Here is a 16664-nt window from a genome sequence, read left to right as displayed (position 1 = left end):
TCAGTCGGGCCGGAAATGTGCCGCGATGCGCCGCTGATGCGGGGCGTCGCGGTGCTCGAACAGATAGATGCCCTGCCATGTGCCCAACATCATTTGGCCCCGCGCGACGGGGATGCTAAGGCTCACCGGCAGGACTGAGGCTTTGATATGCGCGGGCATGTCATCCGGCCCTTCCAGCAGATGCGTGAGATAGCGCATTTCCGGCGCATTTGCAGGCGGCACCAGCCGCGCGAAATAGGCCAAGAGATCGCGCTGCACGTCCGGGTCCGCGTTCTCTTGGATCAGCAGCGATGCCGAGGTGTGTCGGACCAGTAGCGTTAGCAACCCATCCCTCTGCCCCGCAAGCCATCGGGCCACGTCATCCGTGAACTCGTAGAGCGCCTGACCGCGGGTTTGAATGGTAAAGGCTGTCTGCATTTCAGCAACCTCCCCACCGCTGCGCGTCGATGTCCCAACACTGGCCCGCCGCCTCCTTCGCGTCGCTTATCGCGAAGAGGCCCAGTTCCGCTGACCCCCTGTCGCAGGAAAGCGAGGCGATCTCGCGCCCATTCTCGCGCACCGTTACCCCGCCATCGCTGATCTGATCGAGTTTGTCGAAAGAGCCATAGACCTGATAGGTAAAATCGCCATTCCGGAAGGTCGTACTCTCCCAAATGGCGCGACCTATGCCCGGCCAAGGCTGATGCGCCACCTCCGTAATCGGAGCGATCAGGGTCAGACCGGGCGCGTCAGCCGGGCCGAAGCGGTAGATCACCTCTTCCCCGTCGAGGCAGACCTCCAACTGCTTTGCCCCTTGGTCAATCGTGCAGGTTAGAACCGTGGCGCTGCGCTGGTGGCAGTGGGCATGGGCTTGGCTGATGCCGAGGGTCAGAAACAAGCTGGCGAGCAGAAAACGCATGAGAAAAATCCGTCGTAATAATACCCGCAGAATAAGCCTGCCACCGCGTGAAAACAACGGCTTCCCCGGTTCAGAAATCCCGTAACTCAATTATGCGATCCAGACAGAACTGCCGGGCATGGTGGCTGGGCAAGTTCTCTCCCGCGCGGTTGATCGTGACGGAATAGGACTGCCCCCTGTCGCCGCTCACCCGCTCAGGGTTGGTGGTGTAAACGACGCCGGTACGGCCCACACCGCTCACCGACGGGCCGCGGGGGGTTTTGATATAAAGCCGCTCCCCGCGCGGAAGGCCCAGCACGTCCTGCGCAAACTCTGCCGCAGCGCACCAGATGTGACGCGCGCCCGCGCCGTGGTCTTCGATCACCTCGAACTCCTGCGCGGTGAGGGGCACGACGATCAGCCGGTTCTCGGCCCGGTAGGCCTGTGCGGCGGCTTGCAGCGGCAGCATAAGACAAAGAAGGGTAAGGACAGTTTTGCGCATCATGGGAACCTTCTTGGGATACCCCCTTGATGTAAGCGGCGCGGGCGGCAGGTCAAAGACCCGCCCCGCAAAAGAAAACGCGGCCACCGGGGCCGCGTTTTGGTTTATTGGTCCAGAAAGCTGCGCAGCTTGCGCGAGCGGCTGGGATGTTTCAGCTTGCGCAGCGCCTTGGCCTCGATCTGGCGAATACGTTCGCGCGTGACCGAGAATTGCTGGCCGACCTCTTCGAGCGTGTGGTCGGTGTTCATGCCAATGCCGAAACGCATCCGCAGCACACGTTCCTCCCGGGGCGTGAGCGAGGACAGCACCCGCGTCGTGGTCTCCTTGAGGTTTTCCTGAATGGCACTGTCGAGCGGCAGCACGGCATTCTTGTCCTCAATGAAGTCACCCAGCTGGCTGTCTTCCTCGTCGCCGATGGGCGTCTCAAGGCTGATCGGCTCCTTGGCGATCTTCATCACCTTGCGGACCTTCTCGAGCGGCATTTGCAGTTTCTCGGCCAGTTCCTCCGGCGTCGGCTCGCGGCCAATCTCGTGCAGCATCTGGCGCCCGGTCCGGACCAGTTTGTTGATCGTCTCGATCATATGCACCGGAATGCGGATGGTGCGGGCTTGGTCAGCAATCGAACGGGTGATCGCCTGACGGATCCACCATGTCGCGTAGGTGGAGAACTTGTAGCCGCGGCGATACTCGAACTTATCGACGGCCTTCATCAGGCCGATGTTGCCTTCCTGAATAAGATCAAGGAATTGCAGGCCACGGTTGGTGTATTTCTTGGCAATGGAGATCACGAGACGCAGGTTCGCCTCGACCATTTCCTTCTTGGCCTGACGGGCTTCTTTCTCACCCTTCTGGACCTGCTGCACGATGCGGCGGAATTCCGAGATATCCAGACCGACATATTGGCCAACCTGCGCCATGTCGGCACGCAGTTCTTCGACCTTTTCGGAGGAGCGTTCGATGAACATCTGCCAGCCACGACCGGACTTCTCGGCCATCCGCTCCATCCAGTTGGGATCAAGCTCATAGCCGCGGTAGTTGTCGACGAATTCCTTGCGGTTGATGCGCGCCTGATCGGCGAGCTTCACCATGGCGCTGTCGATCTGCATGATGCGGCGGTTGATGCCGTAAAGCTGGTCGATCAGCGCTTCGATACGGTTGTTGTGCAGGTGCAGGTCGTTCACCAAAAGCACGATTTCCGACCGCAGCTTCTGATAGGTCTCTTCCTGTTCCTTGGTGAAAGAGCCGTCTTCGTTCAGCGTGGCCGAAATCCGGCTGTCCTGCATCGCGCTGAGCTTTTCATAGTCATCCGCGATGATGTCGAGCGCTTCCAGAACCTGCGGTTTCAGCGCCGCTTCCATGGCCGCAAGGCTCATGTTGGCCTGTTCGTCCTCGTCGTCGTCGTCATCCGACGAGATCGGATTGCCGTCGGCGTCATATTCTGGCTTGGACTCTTCGGTCTTGCTCTCGGCCCCGGCGGCGGGGGCGACGACCGGAGAGGTCTCCTCCTCATCGCCCATCTGCGTGCCAAAGGTGGCTTCAAGGTCGATCACATCGCGCAGCAGAATGTCTTCGGAGAGAAGTTCGTCACGCCAGATGGTGATGGCCTGGAAGGTCAGCGGGCTTTCGCAAAGCCCGGCGATCATCGTGTTGCGGCCAGCCTCGATGCGCTTGGCGATGGCGATCTCGCCCTCGCGGCTCAGCAGTTCGACACTGCCCATCTCGCGCAGGTACATGCGCACCGGGTCATCGGTGCGGTCGAGCTTCTCGGAGGTGCCCGAAGACAGCGCCACGTCGCGGTTGGACTCAGTGGTCGCAACCTCGGTCGAGCCTTTGTTCTCTTCCTCTTCGGCTTCCTCGTCTTCAATGATGTTGATGCCCATTTCCGAGAGCATCGACATCACATCTTCGATCTGTTCCGAGCTGACCTGATCGGGCGGCAGCACCGTGTTGAGCTGATCATAGGTGATATAGCCCTTCTCGCGGGCCTCACCGATCATCTTCTTCACGGCGGCTTGGCTCATGTCGAGCGAGTGGCCGGCCTCTGAATCGTTGCTCTTTGCGTCGTCATTCGTATCTTTGGCAGCCATCTCATGCTCCTTCAGCGCGTCAGCGCGAATCATCCGCAGACGATTCGGTTTTCCGAATCATGCGGGGTTATGGGTGATTCTTAAACCCGTTGCCCAGCATTTTCAAAAAGTCCTGCAAATGGGCCACGCCGATGCTCATCCGCGGCCCTTTGACTTGTCATATTTAATCGTTCCCAACAGCGCGTCCAATGCGCTGCGCTCATCGCGGTCCATCGTCATGCCGTTGTCGCCCACGTCGAATTCCCCGTTGCTTTCTTCCTGTGCGCTGCGGCGGGCAAGATCGGCAGCACGGGCCGCTTCGCTCAAACGCCAGGTGACCCCCTCATCCGCCGGGCCGCTGAGGTCTTCGACGGCTTCGGCGATCTCTTCGTTCAGCCCACGGGCAGCATCCAGTTTGGCCAGTTCCTCGGCCACGGTCAGGCGGGTCATGTCCACATTGCCAGGATTGCGGATGCAGGGCGTGATGGCAACGTGGCGTTGCCCCTTCATATTTTCAAGTGTCTCCCAGCCGAGGGAGTAGGAAATCTCCTCGCGCAGCGTCTCTTCGCCCGCATGGCCAAAGCGCAGCAGCAGATCGCGCAGCCGCGCGTGATCGGGATCATCGCAGCGCATCGCCTCCAACCCGGTCTCGAAGGTCTCGATCAACTGCGGGCAATCGACGAGGGCCACAAGGATCACCGCCTCGCGCAGATGCATGCCCACCTGCTCATCGCTCATCGCCACGAGGGCGGAGGCTTTGGTGCTGGCCAGCGGGGCCAGCGGCGGCGCGCCCCATGCAGCGCCCTTGCCGCCTTTGCCCTTGCCCGGCGCTTTGCCCCCGACGGGGCGGAATTCGGGCCGTTTCTTCTGCGGGCGGAACAGCTCCCACCGCAGGTCCTTGATCTCTTGCCCATAATGGCTGCGGATCGACGGGTCGCGGATTAGTTTGATCTTTTCGCGCAGGCTTTTATCCAGCGCGGCCTTGCGTTCAGGGCTGTCGAAAACCTTGCCCTCGGTCTCACGCTGCCACAGCAGGCGCACCATGGGCAGGGCATTGTCCAAGAGCTTTTGCAAGGCCCCGGCCCCCTGCGCGCGCAGCAGATCGTCGGGGTCCTGTCCCTCGGGCATGACCGCGAAACGCAGGCTCTGCCCGGCCTCCAACCGCGGTAGCGCCAGATCGATCAGGCGCAACGCCGCGCGTTGGCCCGCCGCATCGCCATCCAGCGTGATGATCGGCTCAGGCGCGATCCGCCACAGCATTTGCAATTGGTTCTCGGTGATGGCGGTGCCCAAGGGGGCCACCGCCCCTTCGAACCCCGCCCCATGCAGGGCGATCACATCCATATAGCCTTCGGCCACGATCAGCGGCTGCCCCCGCCCTGCGGCGGCGCGGGCGTGTTTGACGTTGTAAAGGCTGCGGCCCTTGTCAAAGAGTTCGGTCTCGGGCGAGTTGAGGTATTTCGCCTTATCCTCCGGGTCCATCGCGCGGCCACCAAAGGCAATCGCCCGGCCCCGCGCATCGCGGATCGGGAACATGATGCGCCCCCGGAACGTGTCATAGGGCTTGCCGCCCTTGGAGGAGGGTTTCGCCAGCCCCGCGCCGAGGATCAACTCATCCGCCACACCCTTTGACTTGAGCGCATCCCATAGACCCTGCCAACTGTTCGGCGCAAAGCCAATCTCCCAATGCGCCTGCGCCTGTTCCGACAACCCGCGCTTGGCCAGATAGTCGCGCGCCGCCCCCGCAGCCCCGGTGCGCAGTTGCAGGCGAAACCACTGCACCGCCTGCTCCATCACCTCGGCCAGTTGCGTGCGTTTGTCGGCCTTGGCCTGCGCGCGGGGGTCTTGCTTGGGGATCGGCATGCCGACTTCGCGGGCGATGATTTCCACCGCCTCCATGAAGCTCACATTCTCGGTCTCGCGTACGAATGAGATCGCGTCGCCCTTCGCGTGACAGCCAAAGCAGTAGTAAAACCCCTTGCGATCATCGACATGAAAGCTGGCGGATTTTTCCTGATGGAAGGGGCATGGCGCCCACATGTCGCCCTTGCCCTGATTGGACTTTCGGTTGTCCCAAACAACCTTGCGCCCCACCACCTGAGACAGGCTAGCGCGGTCACGCAGTTCTTCCAAAAATCCGGGGGGCAGGCTCATGGCTTCATATACCGGCTGGGGCAGTTCAGAGTCCAGAGGAGGCAGAGCGGCAGCGGGCGGTAAAACACCCCTTTTGCCGGGCAGCGCCCCCTGCCCGGCACGGCGTTGGTCAGCCTATTGGGCGAGGCACATTTCTTTCCAAGCGGCGGCGAGATCGTTCTTTTTCACGTCGCGCATTTTCATCTCGTAGACCCAAGGGGTCACCAGCGGAATCGCGGTGTTAAAGCTCTCGGGCCATGTCGCCTTGGCCTTCACGGCGGCGGGGACTTGGCGCTCTTTTACGCGGTCGAGGCGGGCCTGCTGCACGGCGGCGACCACGGCGGCCTGATGCATGCAGCTCGTCTCTTTCTTCGAGGCCGCCAGCGCCGGGCCCGAGACCGCCATGCTGATCGCGGCCAATGCGGCGAAAATCGTTTTGTTCATGTCTATGCTCCGTTGTTTGCCAAACGGGGATACGGGCCCCTGCGGGACAACCTAGCGCCGCGATGCCACCGCTTCCATAGCGCGGCGCAACTCCTGCACCAAAGTGGCGGACATCGACCGATAGACCATCAACAAAAAGCCATTGTCCGTGCGGGTGATCGCGGCGGGCATTTCGCGCAGGGGGCTGCGCAGGGTCTGACCGGGTTTGAACGCCGCCGCGCGCAGGTCCACCGGGGCCAGTCGCGCCAGCACACCCTCGGCCCCCGGCCCCTGCAACTCCGCCACCGCCCATCCGTCCGAGACGTCGACAAGGGCTGCATGTTTCGCAAGCGCCTCATCCGGCGCAGGCCCGACAAGCAACGCCTCTTCCCGGCCAAACCACAGGCATTGGACATCGTCCTCGGCGGTGCTCTGAAGCGGCTCCGGCAGGGCAACCCCATGAGCGGCCTCCAGCGCGTCCGACAGGCCAGCCGGATCGAACACACCCAGCACGGTCAACTGGCCCAGATCGCGGGCCGCCACCGTCATGTCACCGATGTGCAGCGGGAGCAGATCACCGAACGGCGTTTGCGCTTTCAATTCAACCACGGGTGCGCCCTCCTTCCGGGTCCGAAAAGACCGGGGCGCAGATCTCCACCTCCGCCTCGATTTGGCGCAGATGGTCGACCATGCGCATCACCTCCCCATGCCGGGCGCGGCCCCGGGTGACGAAGCCCAGCCCGATAAAGGTGCCGACATCCGGTGAAAATCCGACCGAGGTTGTATGCCCCTGCGCATTCTCGCGGCTGGCCTCGGCCCCGGCCTCGAACAGAAACGCCCCTGCCGTGAGTTGTTTCACCGCGCCGACGGGCCGCAGCCCGACCAGTTGCGCGCGGTTCGGGTCGCGCAGGCCGGGGCGTTCGGACATGGTCTTACCGATGCAATCCTTGGCATCCGACAGCATCCGCCCCAAGCCGATATCCTCTGCCGTGGCGCGGCCGTCGATCTCTGCATGGGTGATATGGCCCTTTTCCAACCGCAGCACGTTGAGCGCCTCCATCCCATAGGCGCCGCCCTCCAACGCCTCGGCCCGCGCGACCAGCAGGTCGAACAGCGCCGCTCCATAGCGCGCGGGCACGGCGATCTCATAGGCATGTTCGCCCGAGAAGGAGATGCGGAACAGCCGCGCCGCGACCCCGCCGAGCCACACGTCACCACAGGCCATGAAGGGGAAGCTGTCATTGTCGATCGGCTGCTTCAGCAGCCCGTTCAGCAATTTACGAGACTTCGGCCCTGCCACGGCGAATTGCGCCCATTGTTCGGTGACCGAAGACAGATGCACCTGCCATTCGGGGTGCAGGCATTGCGTGACGAATTCCAAATGGCGCATCACCTCACCGGCAGCGCCGGTGGTGGTGGTCATCAGGTAATGCGTCTCGCCCAAGCGCGCGCAGGTGCCATCGTCCATGACGAAACCATCCTCGCGCAGCATCAGACCATAGCGCACCTTACCGACCTTCAAGGTGCTGAACTTGTTCGTGTAAACCAGATCGAGCAGCTTGGTCGCATCCGGCCCCTGAATGTCGATCTTGCCTAGGGTCGAGACATCACAGATGCCCACCGTCTTGCGGACAAACCCGACCTCGCGGTCGCAGGACTGACGCCAGTTGCGCTCCTGCCCGCGCGGGAAATAGCTGGGGCGATACCATAGCCCCGCCTCCACCATCGGGGCGTTCATGGCAAGGCTGGCCGCGTGGCTGGTGGTCAGCCGTTCGGGCGCAAAGCCCTTGCCCTGCCCACCCGCGCCCATCGCTGCAATCGCGACCGGGGTATAGGGCGGGCGGAAGGTGGTCGTGCCCGTCTCGGCAATGCCGCGCCCGGTGGCATCTGCCAGCACCGCCAGCGCCGCCACGTTGGAGTTCTTGCCCTGATCGGGGGCCATGCCTTGGGTCGTGTAGCGCTTCATATGCTCGACCGAGGGGAAGCTCTCTGCCGCCGCCTGCTGCACATCCTTCACGCAGACATCGTTCTGAAAATCCAGCCACGCCCGGCCCTTGCCCGGCACCGCCCAAAGCGGGGCAAGGCGGTAGGGCGCGTCATTGGCCTGCGGCAGATCGATGGGCTCCGGCTTGCGGCCCAAAGCCGCCAACGCGTCCCCTGCCGCTGCCACACCCGCCGCAAGGCAGCCGTGGGTCGAGAAGCTGCCGTTACAGGCTCCCGCCACATGCATTCCCGGCACCGCGCCGGGGGTGGGCACAAAGGCGTGGATCTCCGGCGACCATGTCGGTCGCCCGTTCATATGACAAGTGAGATGCAGCGAGGGGTTCCAACCGCCCGACATGGCCAGACAGTCGGCCTGTATCTTATGCACGCCCCCGGCGGTGCGGATCGACACCGCCTCCAACTCCTTGCCGCCCGAAGTATTGCAGACCACCGCCCCGCTCAGCACCGGGAAATCCGCGCCATCGTGGCTGACGCCCTCGCGGCTGTCGATCAGCGCGGCCACATGCACACCTGCTGCCGCCAGATCGCGCGCGGTGCGGTGGGCGTCGTCGTTATTGCCAAAGACCGCGACCTGCTTGCCCGGGGCCACGCCCCAGCGGTTGAGATAGGCCCGCACCGCGCCCGCGGTCATGATGCCCGGGCGGTCGTTGTTGGCGAAGGCCACGGGGCGCTCCAACGCGCCTGCCGCGAGGATGGATTGCTTGGCTGCGATGCGCCAGAAACACTCAAGCGGTGCGCCCTCGCCCCGCCGCGCGCGGTGTTGGTTGACCCGTTCGAGCGCGCCGAACATGCCGCCGTCATAGGCCCCGGTCACCGTCGTGCGGGGCATCAGGCGGACGTTGTCCATTGCCGCGAGTTCCGCCACCAAGCCTGCTGCCCAGACATGACCCGGCTCACCATCGACACGCTCACTCTCAGCATTCAGCCGCCCGCCCATCAGCGCATCTTCGTCGGCGAGGATCACATCCGCCCCCGCCCGCGCCGCCACCAGCGCCGCCATCAAACCCGTCGGGCCTGCACCGATCACCAAGAGATCGCAAAAGGCATAGGCTTTCTCATAGGCGTCCGCATTGGGCTGGCCGCTCAGCCGCCCCAGACCCGCGGCGCGGCGGATCACCGGCTCATAGACGCGCCGCCAAAAATTGCGCGGCCACATGAAGGTCTTGTAATAGAACCCCGCCCCCAGAAACGGCGACGCCAGATCGTTCACCGCCATGAGGTCGAGATCGAGGCTCGGCCAAGCGTTCTGGCTGCGCACCGCCAGCCCTTCGTAAATCTCCTGCGTCGTGGCGCGGACGTTGGGATCCGAGGCGGGGCCGACGCTGGTGGTCACCAACGCGTTCGGCTCTTCGCTGCCCGCGCTGAGCACCCCGCGCGGGCGGTGGTATTTGAACGACCGCCCCATCAGCCGCTGCCCATTCGCCAGCATGGCCGAGGCGACCGTATCGCCCGCAAACCCGCCATAGCGCCGCCCGTCGAAGGTAAAGCTGACCGGCTTGTCCCGGTCGATCAATCCGCGCCCTGCAATCCTCATGCCATGGCCCTTTTCACATCCGACGCCAGTTCCACGGCGTGCACCGCATGGGTCACCGTATCGCGGGTGACGACGAGCCACGCGCCGCAGCCGGTCTCATGCTGCCACAGCTCGCGGGTCTCTCCCGCCGGGTTGTCGCGCAGATGCAGATAGGCGTCCCAGTCCTCATCCGAGGCATCGGGCGCAGGCCGGGCCAAGGCGATGGCATCGCCGCGATAATAGAACTCTCGCCGATCCCGGCTGCCGCAGATGGGGCATTCGATCCGCATATTGGCCCTCCCTCAGTGCAAGTTGTGCTGAGACCCGGTGGCCTCTTCATCCATCAAACCTTCGCCCGAACGGAACCGGTCGAGCCTGAAGCCCGCCGCCGTCTCATGGGGCTGTCCGGTGGCCATCAGATGCGCCAGCGCATAGCCCGAGGCGGGCACCGCCTTGAAGCCGCCGTAGCACCAGCCGCAGTCGACGAACAAACCCTCGGTCTCGGTCTTGTCGATGATCGGGCTGCCATCGGGTGTCATGTCCATGATCCCACCCCAAGAGCGCAGCACGCGGGCCTTGCCGATCATCGGCATCAGGGTCATCCCCGCCTCCATCACATGTTCCATCATCGGCAGATTGCCGCGCTGCGCGTAGGAGGCATAGAAATCCAGATCGCCGCCAAAGACCAACCCGCCCTTGTCGGACTGGCTGATATAGAAATGCCCCATGCCAAAGCTGATCACATGGTCGATCACGGGCTTTAACCCTTCGGAGACGAAAGCCTGCAAAACATGGCTCTCGATCGGCAGGCGCATCCCCGCCATGGCGGCGACTTGGCCTGAGCGCCCAGCCGTGACGATCGCCACCTTCTTGGCCCGGATCGCCCCGCGCGTGGTCTGCACGCCGCGCACGCGGCCGTTCTCGATGTCGATGCCGGTGACTTCGCATTGCTGGATCAGATCGACACCGCGCTGGTCCGCGCCGCGGGCATAGCCCCAAGCCACCGCATCATGGCGAGCGGTGCCGCCGCGTCGGTGCAGCAACCCGCCGTGGATCGGAAAGCGCCCGTTGTCATAGTCCAGATAGGGCAGCAGTTTGCGCAGGCCGTCGCGGTCGAGCAGTTCCGCATCGTCGCCTTGGTTGATCATCGCATTGCCGCGCCGGGCCGAAGCATCGCGCTGCGCGTCGGAGTGGAACAGGGTGATCACGCCGCGCTGGCTGAACATCACGTTATAGTTCAACTCTTCCGACAGCCCCTCCCAGAGTTTCAGCGAATGGCTGTAGAACTCGGAATTGCCGGGCAGAAAGTAATTGCCGCGCACGACGGTCGTGTTGCGCCCGACGTTGCCCCCGCCAAGGTAGCCTTTTTCGAGCACCGCGATATTCGTCATGCCGTGGTTCTTGGCAAGGTAATAGGCCGTGCTCAGCCCATGCCCGCCACCGCCGATGATCACCGCGTCATATTCCGCCTGCGGCTCTGGATCGCGCCATTGCGCCGTCCAACCCCGATTGCCGGTCAAGCCTTCGCGCAACACCCGCAGTCCTGAAAATCGCATCATTCGCCTCCCCCGGTCTTGGCGCAGTCAAGCAACTTGGGGCGGAAGTATCAATGACCGAAAACGCTTCCCCCGGCCCCTACGCCCCCAGGCGGCAAAAAGGGGCGCAAGACGCCCCTTTTTCGGTCACTTCAAGAGACGCGATGTGCCCCTCAAAGCCCCTTGGCGTGGTAGCTCGCCGCGACCTTTTCAATCGAGACGAGATAGGCCGCCGTGCGCAGATCATCGACATCATCGCGGCTGTGCCAGACATGTGCCATTGCCTCATAGGCCGTGCGCATCGTGTCATCGAGACCGGAGCGGACCAGTTCCAACTCCCCCGCACCGCGCAGGTACTTCTCTTTGAAGTCGGGGCTCAGCGTCCAGCCAAGGTCCTTATCCGCGCTCAGCCGCTCAAGCTCATCCACCACCAGTTGGTGACGCGACTCCTCGGCGCGGCGCTGCATACGGCCAAAGCGGATGTGGCTGAGGTTCTTGACCCACTCGAAGTAAGACACCGTCACACCGCCTGCGTTGGCATACATATCAGGCACGATCACCGTGCCCTTCTTGCGCAGCACCTCATCCGCACCGGCGGTCACCGGACCGTTCGCGGCCTCGATGATCAGGGGCGCCTTGATACGTTCGGCATTGGTGAGGTTGATCACCCCCTCAAGTGCGGCGGGGATCAGGATATCGCAATCCGCTTCCAGAAACTTGGCGCCATCCTCCTCGAACTTCGCATCGGCATAGCCTTTGATCGTGCCGTGCTTTTCGATCCACTTGTGCACGGCTTCGACGTTCAGCCCGTCTTCGCTGTGCAGCGCACCGTCGCGCTCAATGATCGCGGTGATCTTCGCGCCATCCTCTTCGCTCAGGAACTTGGCGGCGTGATAGCCCACGTTGCCGAGACCCTGAATGATGACCCGCTTGCCGTCGAGCTTGCCGGAAAGGCCCGCTTTCTTCAGACCCTCGGGATCACGGAAGAAGGCTTGCAGCGCATACTGCACGCCCCGGCCTGTCGCCTCGGTCCGGCCTTGAATGCCGCCCGCGTTGATCGGCTTGCCGGTGACACAGGCCACACCGTTGATGTCGGTGGTGTTCATGCGTTTGTACTGGTCCGCGATCCAAGCCATCTCACGCTCGCCGGTGCCCATATCGGGGGCGGGCACGTTCTGCGCGGGGTGGATCATGTCGCGTTTGATCAGCTCATAGGCGAAACGCCGGGTGATCAGTTCAAGCTCATGTTCATCGTAGTCGCGCGGATCGATGCAAAGGCCGCCTTTGGAGCCGCCAAAGGGCGCCTCTACCAGCGCGCATTTATAGGTCATCAGCGCGGCCAGCGCTTCGACCTCGTTCTGGTTCACGGCCATGGAATAGCGGATACCGCCCTTCACAGGCTCCATATGTTCGGAATGGACCGAACGGTAGCCGGTGAACGTATGCATCCGGCCCCGCAGACGCACGCCGAAACGCACCGTGTAGGTGGCGTTGCAAACGCGGATTTTCTCTTCGAGACCGGGCGGCAAATCCATCAGCGCGACCGCGCGATTGAACATCAGGTCCACACTGTCGCGGAAACTCGGCTCATTGGCTGGATTCATCGGTCTCTCCTCTTCTTGTCCGGTCACGGTCCCTTTGTTTGCGGGCGCGACTCATCTGGCTGCCCTAGGGGCATGCAGTCGCACCGTAGGACGCCTCATGGCGGGGCGCGACCCAATTCCTCGCGATTTGCGAAACTTTATCAACCGTGGGTAGGAGCAACCCGCGCCACCCTCCCCGCCCGGTGGAAATCGGTCCAAAACGCCCCCGAAAACCGGCCCCAAGCGCCGCCTATTGCCCCAGACGCGCCAAACTCTGGACACTTTCCCGCAGCACAACAGGGCAAGGCAAATGCCGCCCATTCCCTTTGGCGCCCGCAGGACGCCAAAGGAAGAGAGGTTGATGACGATGCGCGATAGCACTCACAGTTCGGAAAATCCCCCGCAGCCCCTGCCCGCGCTGCTGCGCCGCTTCGCGCGCGAAGAAGACGGGCTGGTCACGGTCTTTGCCATTCTGATGATCCTGCTGATGATCCTCATGGGCGGCATCGGCGTGGACCTGATGCGCCATGAGCGCGAACGCGCAAGGGTGCAAGCCGTGGCCGACCGCGCCGTGCTGGCGGCGGCGGACCTCGACCAAACGCTCAGCCCCGAGGCCGTGGCCCGCGACTATTTCGATAAAGCGGGGCTGGCCGAATATGTATCCAGCGTAACGGTCGACGAAGGCTTGAACTACCGCCGTGTCACCGTCGATGCCTCGCGCACGCTCAACACGATGTTCATGAGTAAATTCGGCCAAGACCGGCTGCATGTCCCTGCCAAATCCACGGCGGAGGAAAAGGTGAACAAGGTCGAGATTTCTATGGTGCTCGATATCTCGGGCTCCATGCGGGAGAACGGCAAGATGGCCAACCTCCATGACGCGAGCGATGCCTTCATCGACACCGTGCTGAAGCCCGAGAACGCGGACCTGATCTCAATCTCCGTCGTGCCCTATACTGCGCAGGTCAACGTCGGGAAGGACATCATGGATGAGTTGAACGTCACCCAGCTGCATTCCTTCTCCCATTGCGTTGATTTCGACGACAGCGAGTTTGACCTCACCGCCATCAGCCAGACCCGCAGCTATGAGCATATGCAGCACTTTGAGGCGGGCTATAGCTGGAACGGTTATCACCGCGACAACACCGGCCGTTATGACAACATCTACAACCCCGGCTGCCCGAAGCAGGATTACGAAGAAGTCGCGCCCTATTCGCAGAACGCCGCCGCGCTGAAAGCCCGGATCTCCAATTTCCAGCCCCGCGCGAACACCGCCATTCATCTGGGTATGAAATGGGGCGTGGCCCTGCTCGACCCGTCCTTCCGCGCGATCAATCAAGCCATCGGCGGCGATGCGGCTTTCCAAGGGCGCCCGGCTGACTACGGCGATATCGACACGCTGAAAACGGTGATCCTGATGACCGACGGGGTGAACGTGACCACCCGCCGGATCAACCGCCAAGTCTATGCCAACCGGGACCATTACCGCCACTGGAGCGATTACCCCTTCTACTGGTGGCTGAACCGCAATGTCCGCTCAAGCGAGCGTCACCGCTGGTACTGGACGAAATACAGCGCATCGCAGGCCGATACCCTACTCGACAACATCTGCGACGCGGCCAAGGCCAAGGGCATCGTAATCTGGTCGATCGGCTTTGAAGTGACCGACCACGGCGCATCGGTGATGAAGAACTGCGCCTCCTCCGACAGCCATTTCTTCCGCGTCGAAGGGGTGGAAATCGTCAGCGCGTTCGAGGCCATTGCCCGCCAGATCAACCAGTTGAGGCTGACGCAATGATACAGCGCTGCATCAAGGCATGGCGCCGGTTTCGCGGCGATGAGGATGGCTCGGCCATGTTGATGGAATTCGCCATCCTGTCGCCCCTGCTCTTCGGCTGCCTGCTCATGTCCGTCGAGATGAGCTTTTACGCTATCCGCCACATGCTCCTTGACCGGGGGCTCGACATGACGGTGCGCTACATCCGGCTGAACACCAATACCCCGATGACCCATCAGACCATCAAGGACAAAATCTGCGAGGCCGCGATCTTTTTGGATGACTGCGAAGAGACCCTGCGCCTTGAGATGATCCGCGTGGACCCGCGCAATTTCGCCAGCTTCGACCAGTCGCCCGATTGCGTCGACACTTCCGAAGACCCCAGACCGGTGCGCGGCTGGACCCTTGGGGTCGAGCATCAGTTGATGCTGCTGCGCGCCTGCGCACGGTTTGAGCCCTTCTTTCCGACCACCGGCCTTGGCTATGCCCTTGAGAAAGACGGCGCGGGCCGTGTTTCCATGGTCTCAAGCGCGGCCTTCGTACAGGAGCCGAATTGATGCGCGTTTTCCGCAATCTGCTGGCCCGGTTCAAAGGGCGCGAGGACGGCTCCATCGCCGTTGAGACGGTGATCATGTTGCCGCTGATGTTCTGGGCCTATCTGGCGATGTATTCGACCTTTGACACCTTCCGGATGTACAACCTTAACCAGACGGCGGCCTACACCCTGGGCGATGCCATCTCGCGCGAGACGCAGGCGATTGACGCGGACTATCTGCGCGGGATGCAACAGCTTTTAGAGTATCTCACCCGCGGCACCGGGCAAACGGCCCTTCGGGTCAGTTCGATCTGGTATGATCAGACGAACGACCGCTACCACGCGGATTGGTCACAAGTGCGCGGAACGGTTCAGCCTTTGACCAGCGACGATGTGCGCGATTGGCATGACAAGCTGCCCGTTATGCCCAATAACGAACGCGTCACGCTGGTTGAGACATGGCGCGACTTCGAGCCGCTGTTCAAAACCGGGTTGGAGCGGCGCGACATTCACAACTTCGTCTTCACCCGCCCGCGCTATGCGCCGCGCACGGTCTGGTCGGACGGTTAAGCGGTCTCACGCTCGGCCAGTTTGGCGCGGATGATCTCGGCAATGAGCTTGGTTTCATTGGCCGGGGTCATGCCGCCCACACCGATCCGGCGGCCAAGGCTCCACCACAGGCCCAAGCGCCAACCCCGCGCCACGCGGCGGTTGGTCTTGAGCAGGAAACCGTTCGAGGGTTTGACGGCGAAAGCGCCCTGATCGATGCGCGCGATCTCGTCCATGCGGACGATCACCCGGCCATCGGCATCGCGCAGCGCCTCTTCGGTCAGTTCCACCGCGCTGGCGGTGGCGCGGCGCATCACCTCGGCAATCGCGATAAAACCAAGCCCCACCAGCACCAGAACGCTCTGCCAAACCGGATCGGGCGAGCGGGTCAGCGCGGAATAGATCAGCAGCAGCCCCAGTCCTGCCAGTGACAACAGCCCCACCGCCCGCCGCGCGGGTGACGCCTTGGCCGTGGCCAGCACGGTTTCCGCGCCGCTGTGCATCGTCTGAGAGGTGTCGGTCATGGGCCGGGCTTTCTAAGGGGCAAGGGGCCGGTTAATGCCGCCCCCTGCCGGGGTCATTCGCCCTCGGCCTAGCCCGCCGTCCGGCAAAGGGCAAGACCGGGCACTGGGCAGCGCCCGGCCCGCTCACCGTTCGGGCTTGCCGTCGCGTTTGCCTTTCTTGCGCGGCGGCCCCGCTTCTAGCCGCTGTTGCAGCTTGTCGGCATAGTCTTGACGGGCGGCGGCATCCATCGCGCTGACCTCGGCCAACCAAGCGTCATGGGCGACCTGCTGAACACCCGCGGCAGCCTCCCCTTGTGCGGCGAGCACCGCAGCGGCCACATCCGCCTGAAACGGCTCGGCCCGAAGCGCGGTGAGCATTTCGTCGTAAAGCGCGCGCCGCGCTTCCCGGTCGAGGTGATGCGCCTTGCCGCTGGCCCGCATTTTCCCGTGCAACCCGCGCCGCGCTTCGGGCGGCAGCGCCTGCACATAGGGCGAGGCATAGCTGCGCAGCCCCGGCAAATCACCCCCGCCATGCGGCCCCGGCCCGCCGTGACGCCACATCGCCCCGCCAAGCGCGCCGAGGATCATCACGTTCAGCGCCAGTGACAGGCCAAGGGCCACCCGCATGAGGCGCCTGCGCCGTGGTATGGGATCCTGTGTCATC

Annotated in this window: 16 protein-coding genes; 3 read left to right on the top strand and 13 right to left on the bottom strand. The window is 63.1% G+C overall.

Annotated features, from left to right (window positions below; all coding sequences use genetic code 11):
* The 11 genes from ACGYLI_RS11170 to ACGYLI_RS11120 form a co-directional block, all read right to left on the bottom strand.
* Nucleotides 1-417: a secondary thiamine-phosphate synthase enzyme YjbQ gene (locus tag ACGYLI_RS11170; protein WP_394419230.1), complete on the bottom strand. Its 417-nt coding sequence runs from the start codon at nucleotides 415-417 to the stop codon at nucleotides 1-3.
* Between the two features lies 1 nt (nucleotide 418).
* On the bottom strand, nucleotides 419-898 hold the full coding sequence (locus ACGYLI_RS11165; protein WP_394419229.1) for a hypothetical protein: 480 nt from the start codon (nucleotides 896-898) through the stop codon (nucleotides 419-421).
* Nucleotides 899-968: 70 nt separating this feature from the next.
* On the bottom strand, nucleotides 969-1379 hold the full coding sequence (locus ACGYLI_RS11160; protein WP_168612407.1) for a hypothetical protein: 411 nt from the start codon (nucleotides 1377-1379) through the stop codon (nucleotides 969-971).
* Between the two features lie 104 nt (nucleotides 1380-1483).
* Nucleotides 1484-3466, bottom strand: coding sequence for an RNA polymerase sigma factor RpoD (gene rpoD / locus ACGYLI_RS11155; RefSeq protein ID WP_394412909.1), 1983 nt, complete (start codon nucleotides 3464-3466; stop codon nucleotides 1484-1486).
* 135 nt (nucleotides 3467-3601) lie between these two features.
* On the bottom strand, nucleotides 3602-5599 hold the full coding sequence (gene dnaG / locus ACGYLI_RS11150) for a DNA primase (RefSeq protein ID WP_394419228.1): 1998 nt from the start codon (nucleotides 5597-5599) through the stop codon (nucleotides 3602-3604).
* 114 nt (nucleotides 5600-5713) lie between these two features.
* Nucleotides 5714-6022 carry a hypothetical protein gene (locus tag ACGYLI_RS11145; RefSeq protein ID WP_209219329.1) on the bottom strand — a complete coding sequence of 103 codons (309 nt, stop codon included), beginning with the start codon at nucleotides 6020-6022 and terminating at the stop codon, nucleotides 5714-5716.
* A 51-nt stretch (nucleotides 6023-6073) separates the two neighbouring features.
* A complete protein-coding gene (locus ACGYLI_RS11140) occupies nucleotides 6074-6610 on the bottom strand; it encodes a sarcosine oxidase subunit gamma (RefSeq protein ID WP_394419227.1) in 537 nt (178 codons plus the stop codon).
* Complete coding sequence (locus ACGYLI_RS11135; protein ID WP_394419226.1) at nucleotides 6603-9539, bottom strand: sarcosine oxidase subunit alpha family protein; 2937 nt, start codon at nucleotides 9537-9539, stop codon at nucleotides 6603-6605. Before ACGYLI_RS11135 ends, ACGYLI_RS11140 begins: the two co-directional genes overlap by 8 nt.
* Entirely contained in the window at nucleotides 9536-9808 is a 273-nt protein-coding gene (locus ACGYLI_RS11130) for a sarcosine oxidase subunit delta (RefSeq protein ID WP_394419225.1), read from the bottom strand. Before ACGYLI_RS11130 ends, ACGYLI_RS11135 begins: the two co-directional genes overlap by 4 nt.
* 12 nt (nucleotides 9809-9820) lie before the next feature.
* A complete protein-coding gene (locus ACGYLI_RS11125) occupies nucleotides 9821-11074 on the bottom strand; it encodes a sarcosine oxidase subunit beta family protein (RefSeq protein ID WP_067264778.1) in 1254 nt (417 codons plus the stop codon).
* A 152-nt stretch (nucleotides 11075-11226) separates the two neighbouring features.
* Entirely contained in the window at nucleotides 11227-12657 is a 1431-nt protein-coding gene (locus tag ACGYLI_RS11120; RefSeq protein ID WP_168612392.1) for a Glu/Leu/Phe/Val dehydrogenase, read from the bottom strand.
* 340 nt (nucleotides 12658-12997) lie between these two features.
* On the opposite strand from ACGYLI_RS11120, the gene ACGYLI_RS11115 reads away from it, so the two are divergent.
* From ACGYLI_RS11115 to ACGYLI_RS11105, 3 genes are read left to right on the top strand one after another with little or no spacing between them, the layout of a single operon-like run.
* Nucleotides 12998-14434, top strand: coding sequence for a Tad domain-containing protein (locus ACGYLI_RS11115; protein WP_248646509.1), 1437 nt, complete (start codon nucleotides 12998-13000; stop codon nucleotides 14432-14434).
* The gene (locus tag ACGYLI_RS11110; RefSeq protein ID WP_394419224.1) at nucleotides 14431-14970 is read left to right on the top strand and encodes a TadE/TadG family type IV pilus assembly protein; all 540 of its coding nucleotides are present in this window, start codon (nucleotides 14431-14433) and stop codon (nucleotides 14968-14970) included. Before ACGYLI_RS11115 ends, ACGYLI_RS11110 begins: the two co-directional genes overlap by 4 nt.
* Nucleotides 14970-15518 carry a TadE/TadG family type IV pilus assembly protein gene (locus ACGYLI_RS11105; protein ID WP_394419223.1) on the top strand — a complete coding sequence of 183 codons (549 nt, stop codon included), beginning with the start codon at nucleotides 14970-14972 and terminating at the stop codon, nucleotides 15516-15518. The genes ACGYLI_RS11110 and ACGYLI_RS11105 overlap by 1 nt, the downstream gene beginning before the upstream one ends.
* On the opposite strand, the gene ACGYLI_RS11100 is transcribed toward ACGYLI_RS11105, so the two are convergent.
* Nucleotides 15515-16021, bottom strand: coding sequence for a hypothetical protein (locus ACGYLI_RS11100; RefSeq protein ID WP_394419222.1), 507 nt, complete (start codon nucleotides 16019-16021; stop codon nucleotides 15515-15517). The genes ACGYLI_RS11105 and ACGYLI_RS11100 overlap by 4 nt on opposite strands.
* 123 nt (nucleotides 16022-16144) lie before the next feature.
* Nucleotides 16145-16663: a periplasmic heavy metal sensor gene (locus ACGYLI_RS11095; RefSeq protein ID WP_394419221.1), complete on the bottom strand. Its 519-nt coding sequence runs from the start codon at nucleotides 16661-16663 to the stop codon at nucleotides 16145-16147.
* Nucleotide 16664: the final 1 nt, after the last annotated feature.

It is taken from the genome of Sulfitobacter sp. 1A13421, assembly GCF_043557285.1.
In the GTDB taxonomy this organism is placed as follows: Bacteria; Pseudomonadota; Alphaproteobacteria; order Rhodobacterales; family Rhodobacteraceae; genus Sulfitobacter; species Sulfitobacter faviae.
Note: the sequence above shows the minus strand (reverse complement) of the source record. Positions and strands in the feature narration are given on the sequence as shown.

Excerpts from the sequence above, each read along its gene's own strand:
- ACGYLI_RS11100 (WP_394419222.1), bottom strand. The coding sequence starts at position 16,021 with ATGACCGACACCTCTCAGACGATGCACAGCGGCGCGGAAACCGTGCTG.
- ACGYLI_RS11125 (WP_067264778.1), bottom strand. The coding sequence starts at position 11,074 with ATGCGATTTTCAGGACTGCGGGTGTTGCGCGAAGGCTTGACCGGCAAT.
- ACGYLI_RS11120 (WP_168612392.1), bottom strand. The coding sequence starts at position 12,657 with ATGAATCCAGCCAATGAGCCGAGTTTCCGCGACAGTGTGGACCTGATG.
- dnaG (WP_394419228.1), bottom strand. The coding sequence starts at position 5,599 with ATGAGCCTGCCCCCCGGATTTTTGGAAGAACTGCGTGACCGCGCTAGC.
- ACGYLI_RS11170 (WP_394419230.1), bottom strand. The coding sequence starts at position 417 with ATGCAGACAGCCTTTACCATTCAAACCCGCGGTCAGGCGCTCTACGAG.
- ACGYLI_RS11135 (WP_394419226.1), bottom strand. The coding sequence starts at position 9,539 with ATGAGGATTGCAGGGCGCGGATTGATCGACCGGGACAAGCCGGTCAGC.
- rpoD (WP_394412909.1), bottom strand. The coding sequence starts at position 3,466 with ATGGCTGCCAAAGATACGAATGACGACGCAAAGAGCAACGATTCAGAG.
- ACGYLI_RS11160 (WP_168612407.1), bottom strand. The coding sequence starts at position 1,379 with ATGCGCAAAACTGTCCTTACCCTTCTTTGTCTTATGCTGCCGCTGCAA.
- ACGYLI_RS11130 (WP_394419225.1), bottom strand. The coding sequence starts at position 9,808 with ATGCGGATCGAATGCCCCATCTGCGGCAGCCGGGATCGGCGAGAGTTC.
- ACGYLI_RS11145 (WP_209219329.1), bottom strand. The coding sequence starts at position 6,022 with ATGAACAAAACGATTTTCGCCGCATTGGCCGCGATCAGCATGGCGGTC.
- ACGYLI_RS11165 (WP_394419229.1), bottom strand. The coding sequence starts at position 898 with ATGCGTTTTCTGCTCGCCAGCTTGTTTCTGACCCTCGGCATCAGCCAA.
- ACGYLI_RS11110 (WP_394419224.1), top strand. The coding sequence starts at position 14,431 with ATGATACAGCGCTGCATCAAGGCATGGCGCCGGTTTCGCGGCGATGAG.
- ACGYLI_RS11105 (WP_394419223.1), top strand. The coding sequence starts at position 14,970 with ATGCGCGTTTTCCGCAATCTGCTGGCCCGGTTCAAAGGGCGCGAGGAC.
- ACGYLI_RS11115 (WP_248646509.1), top strand. The coding sequence starts at position 12,998 with ATGACGATGCGCGATAGCACTCACAGTTCGGAAAATCCCCCGCAGCCC.
- ACGYLI_RS11095 (WP_394419221.1), bottom strand. The coding sequence starts at position 16,663 with ATGACACAGGATCCCATACCACGGCGCAGGCGCCTCATGCGGGTGGCC.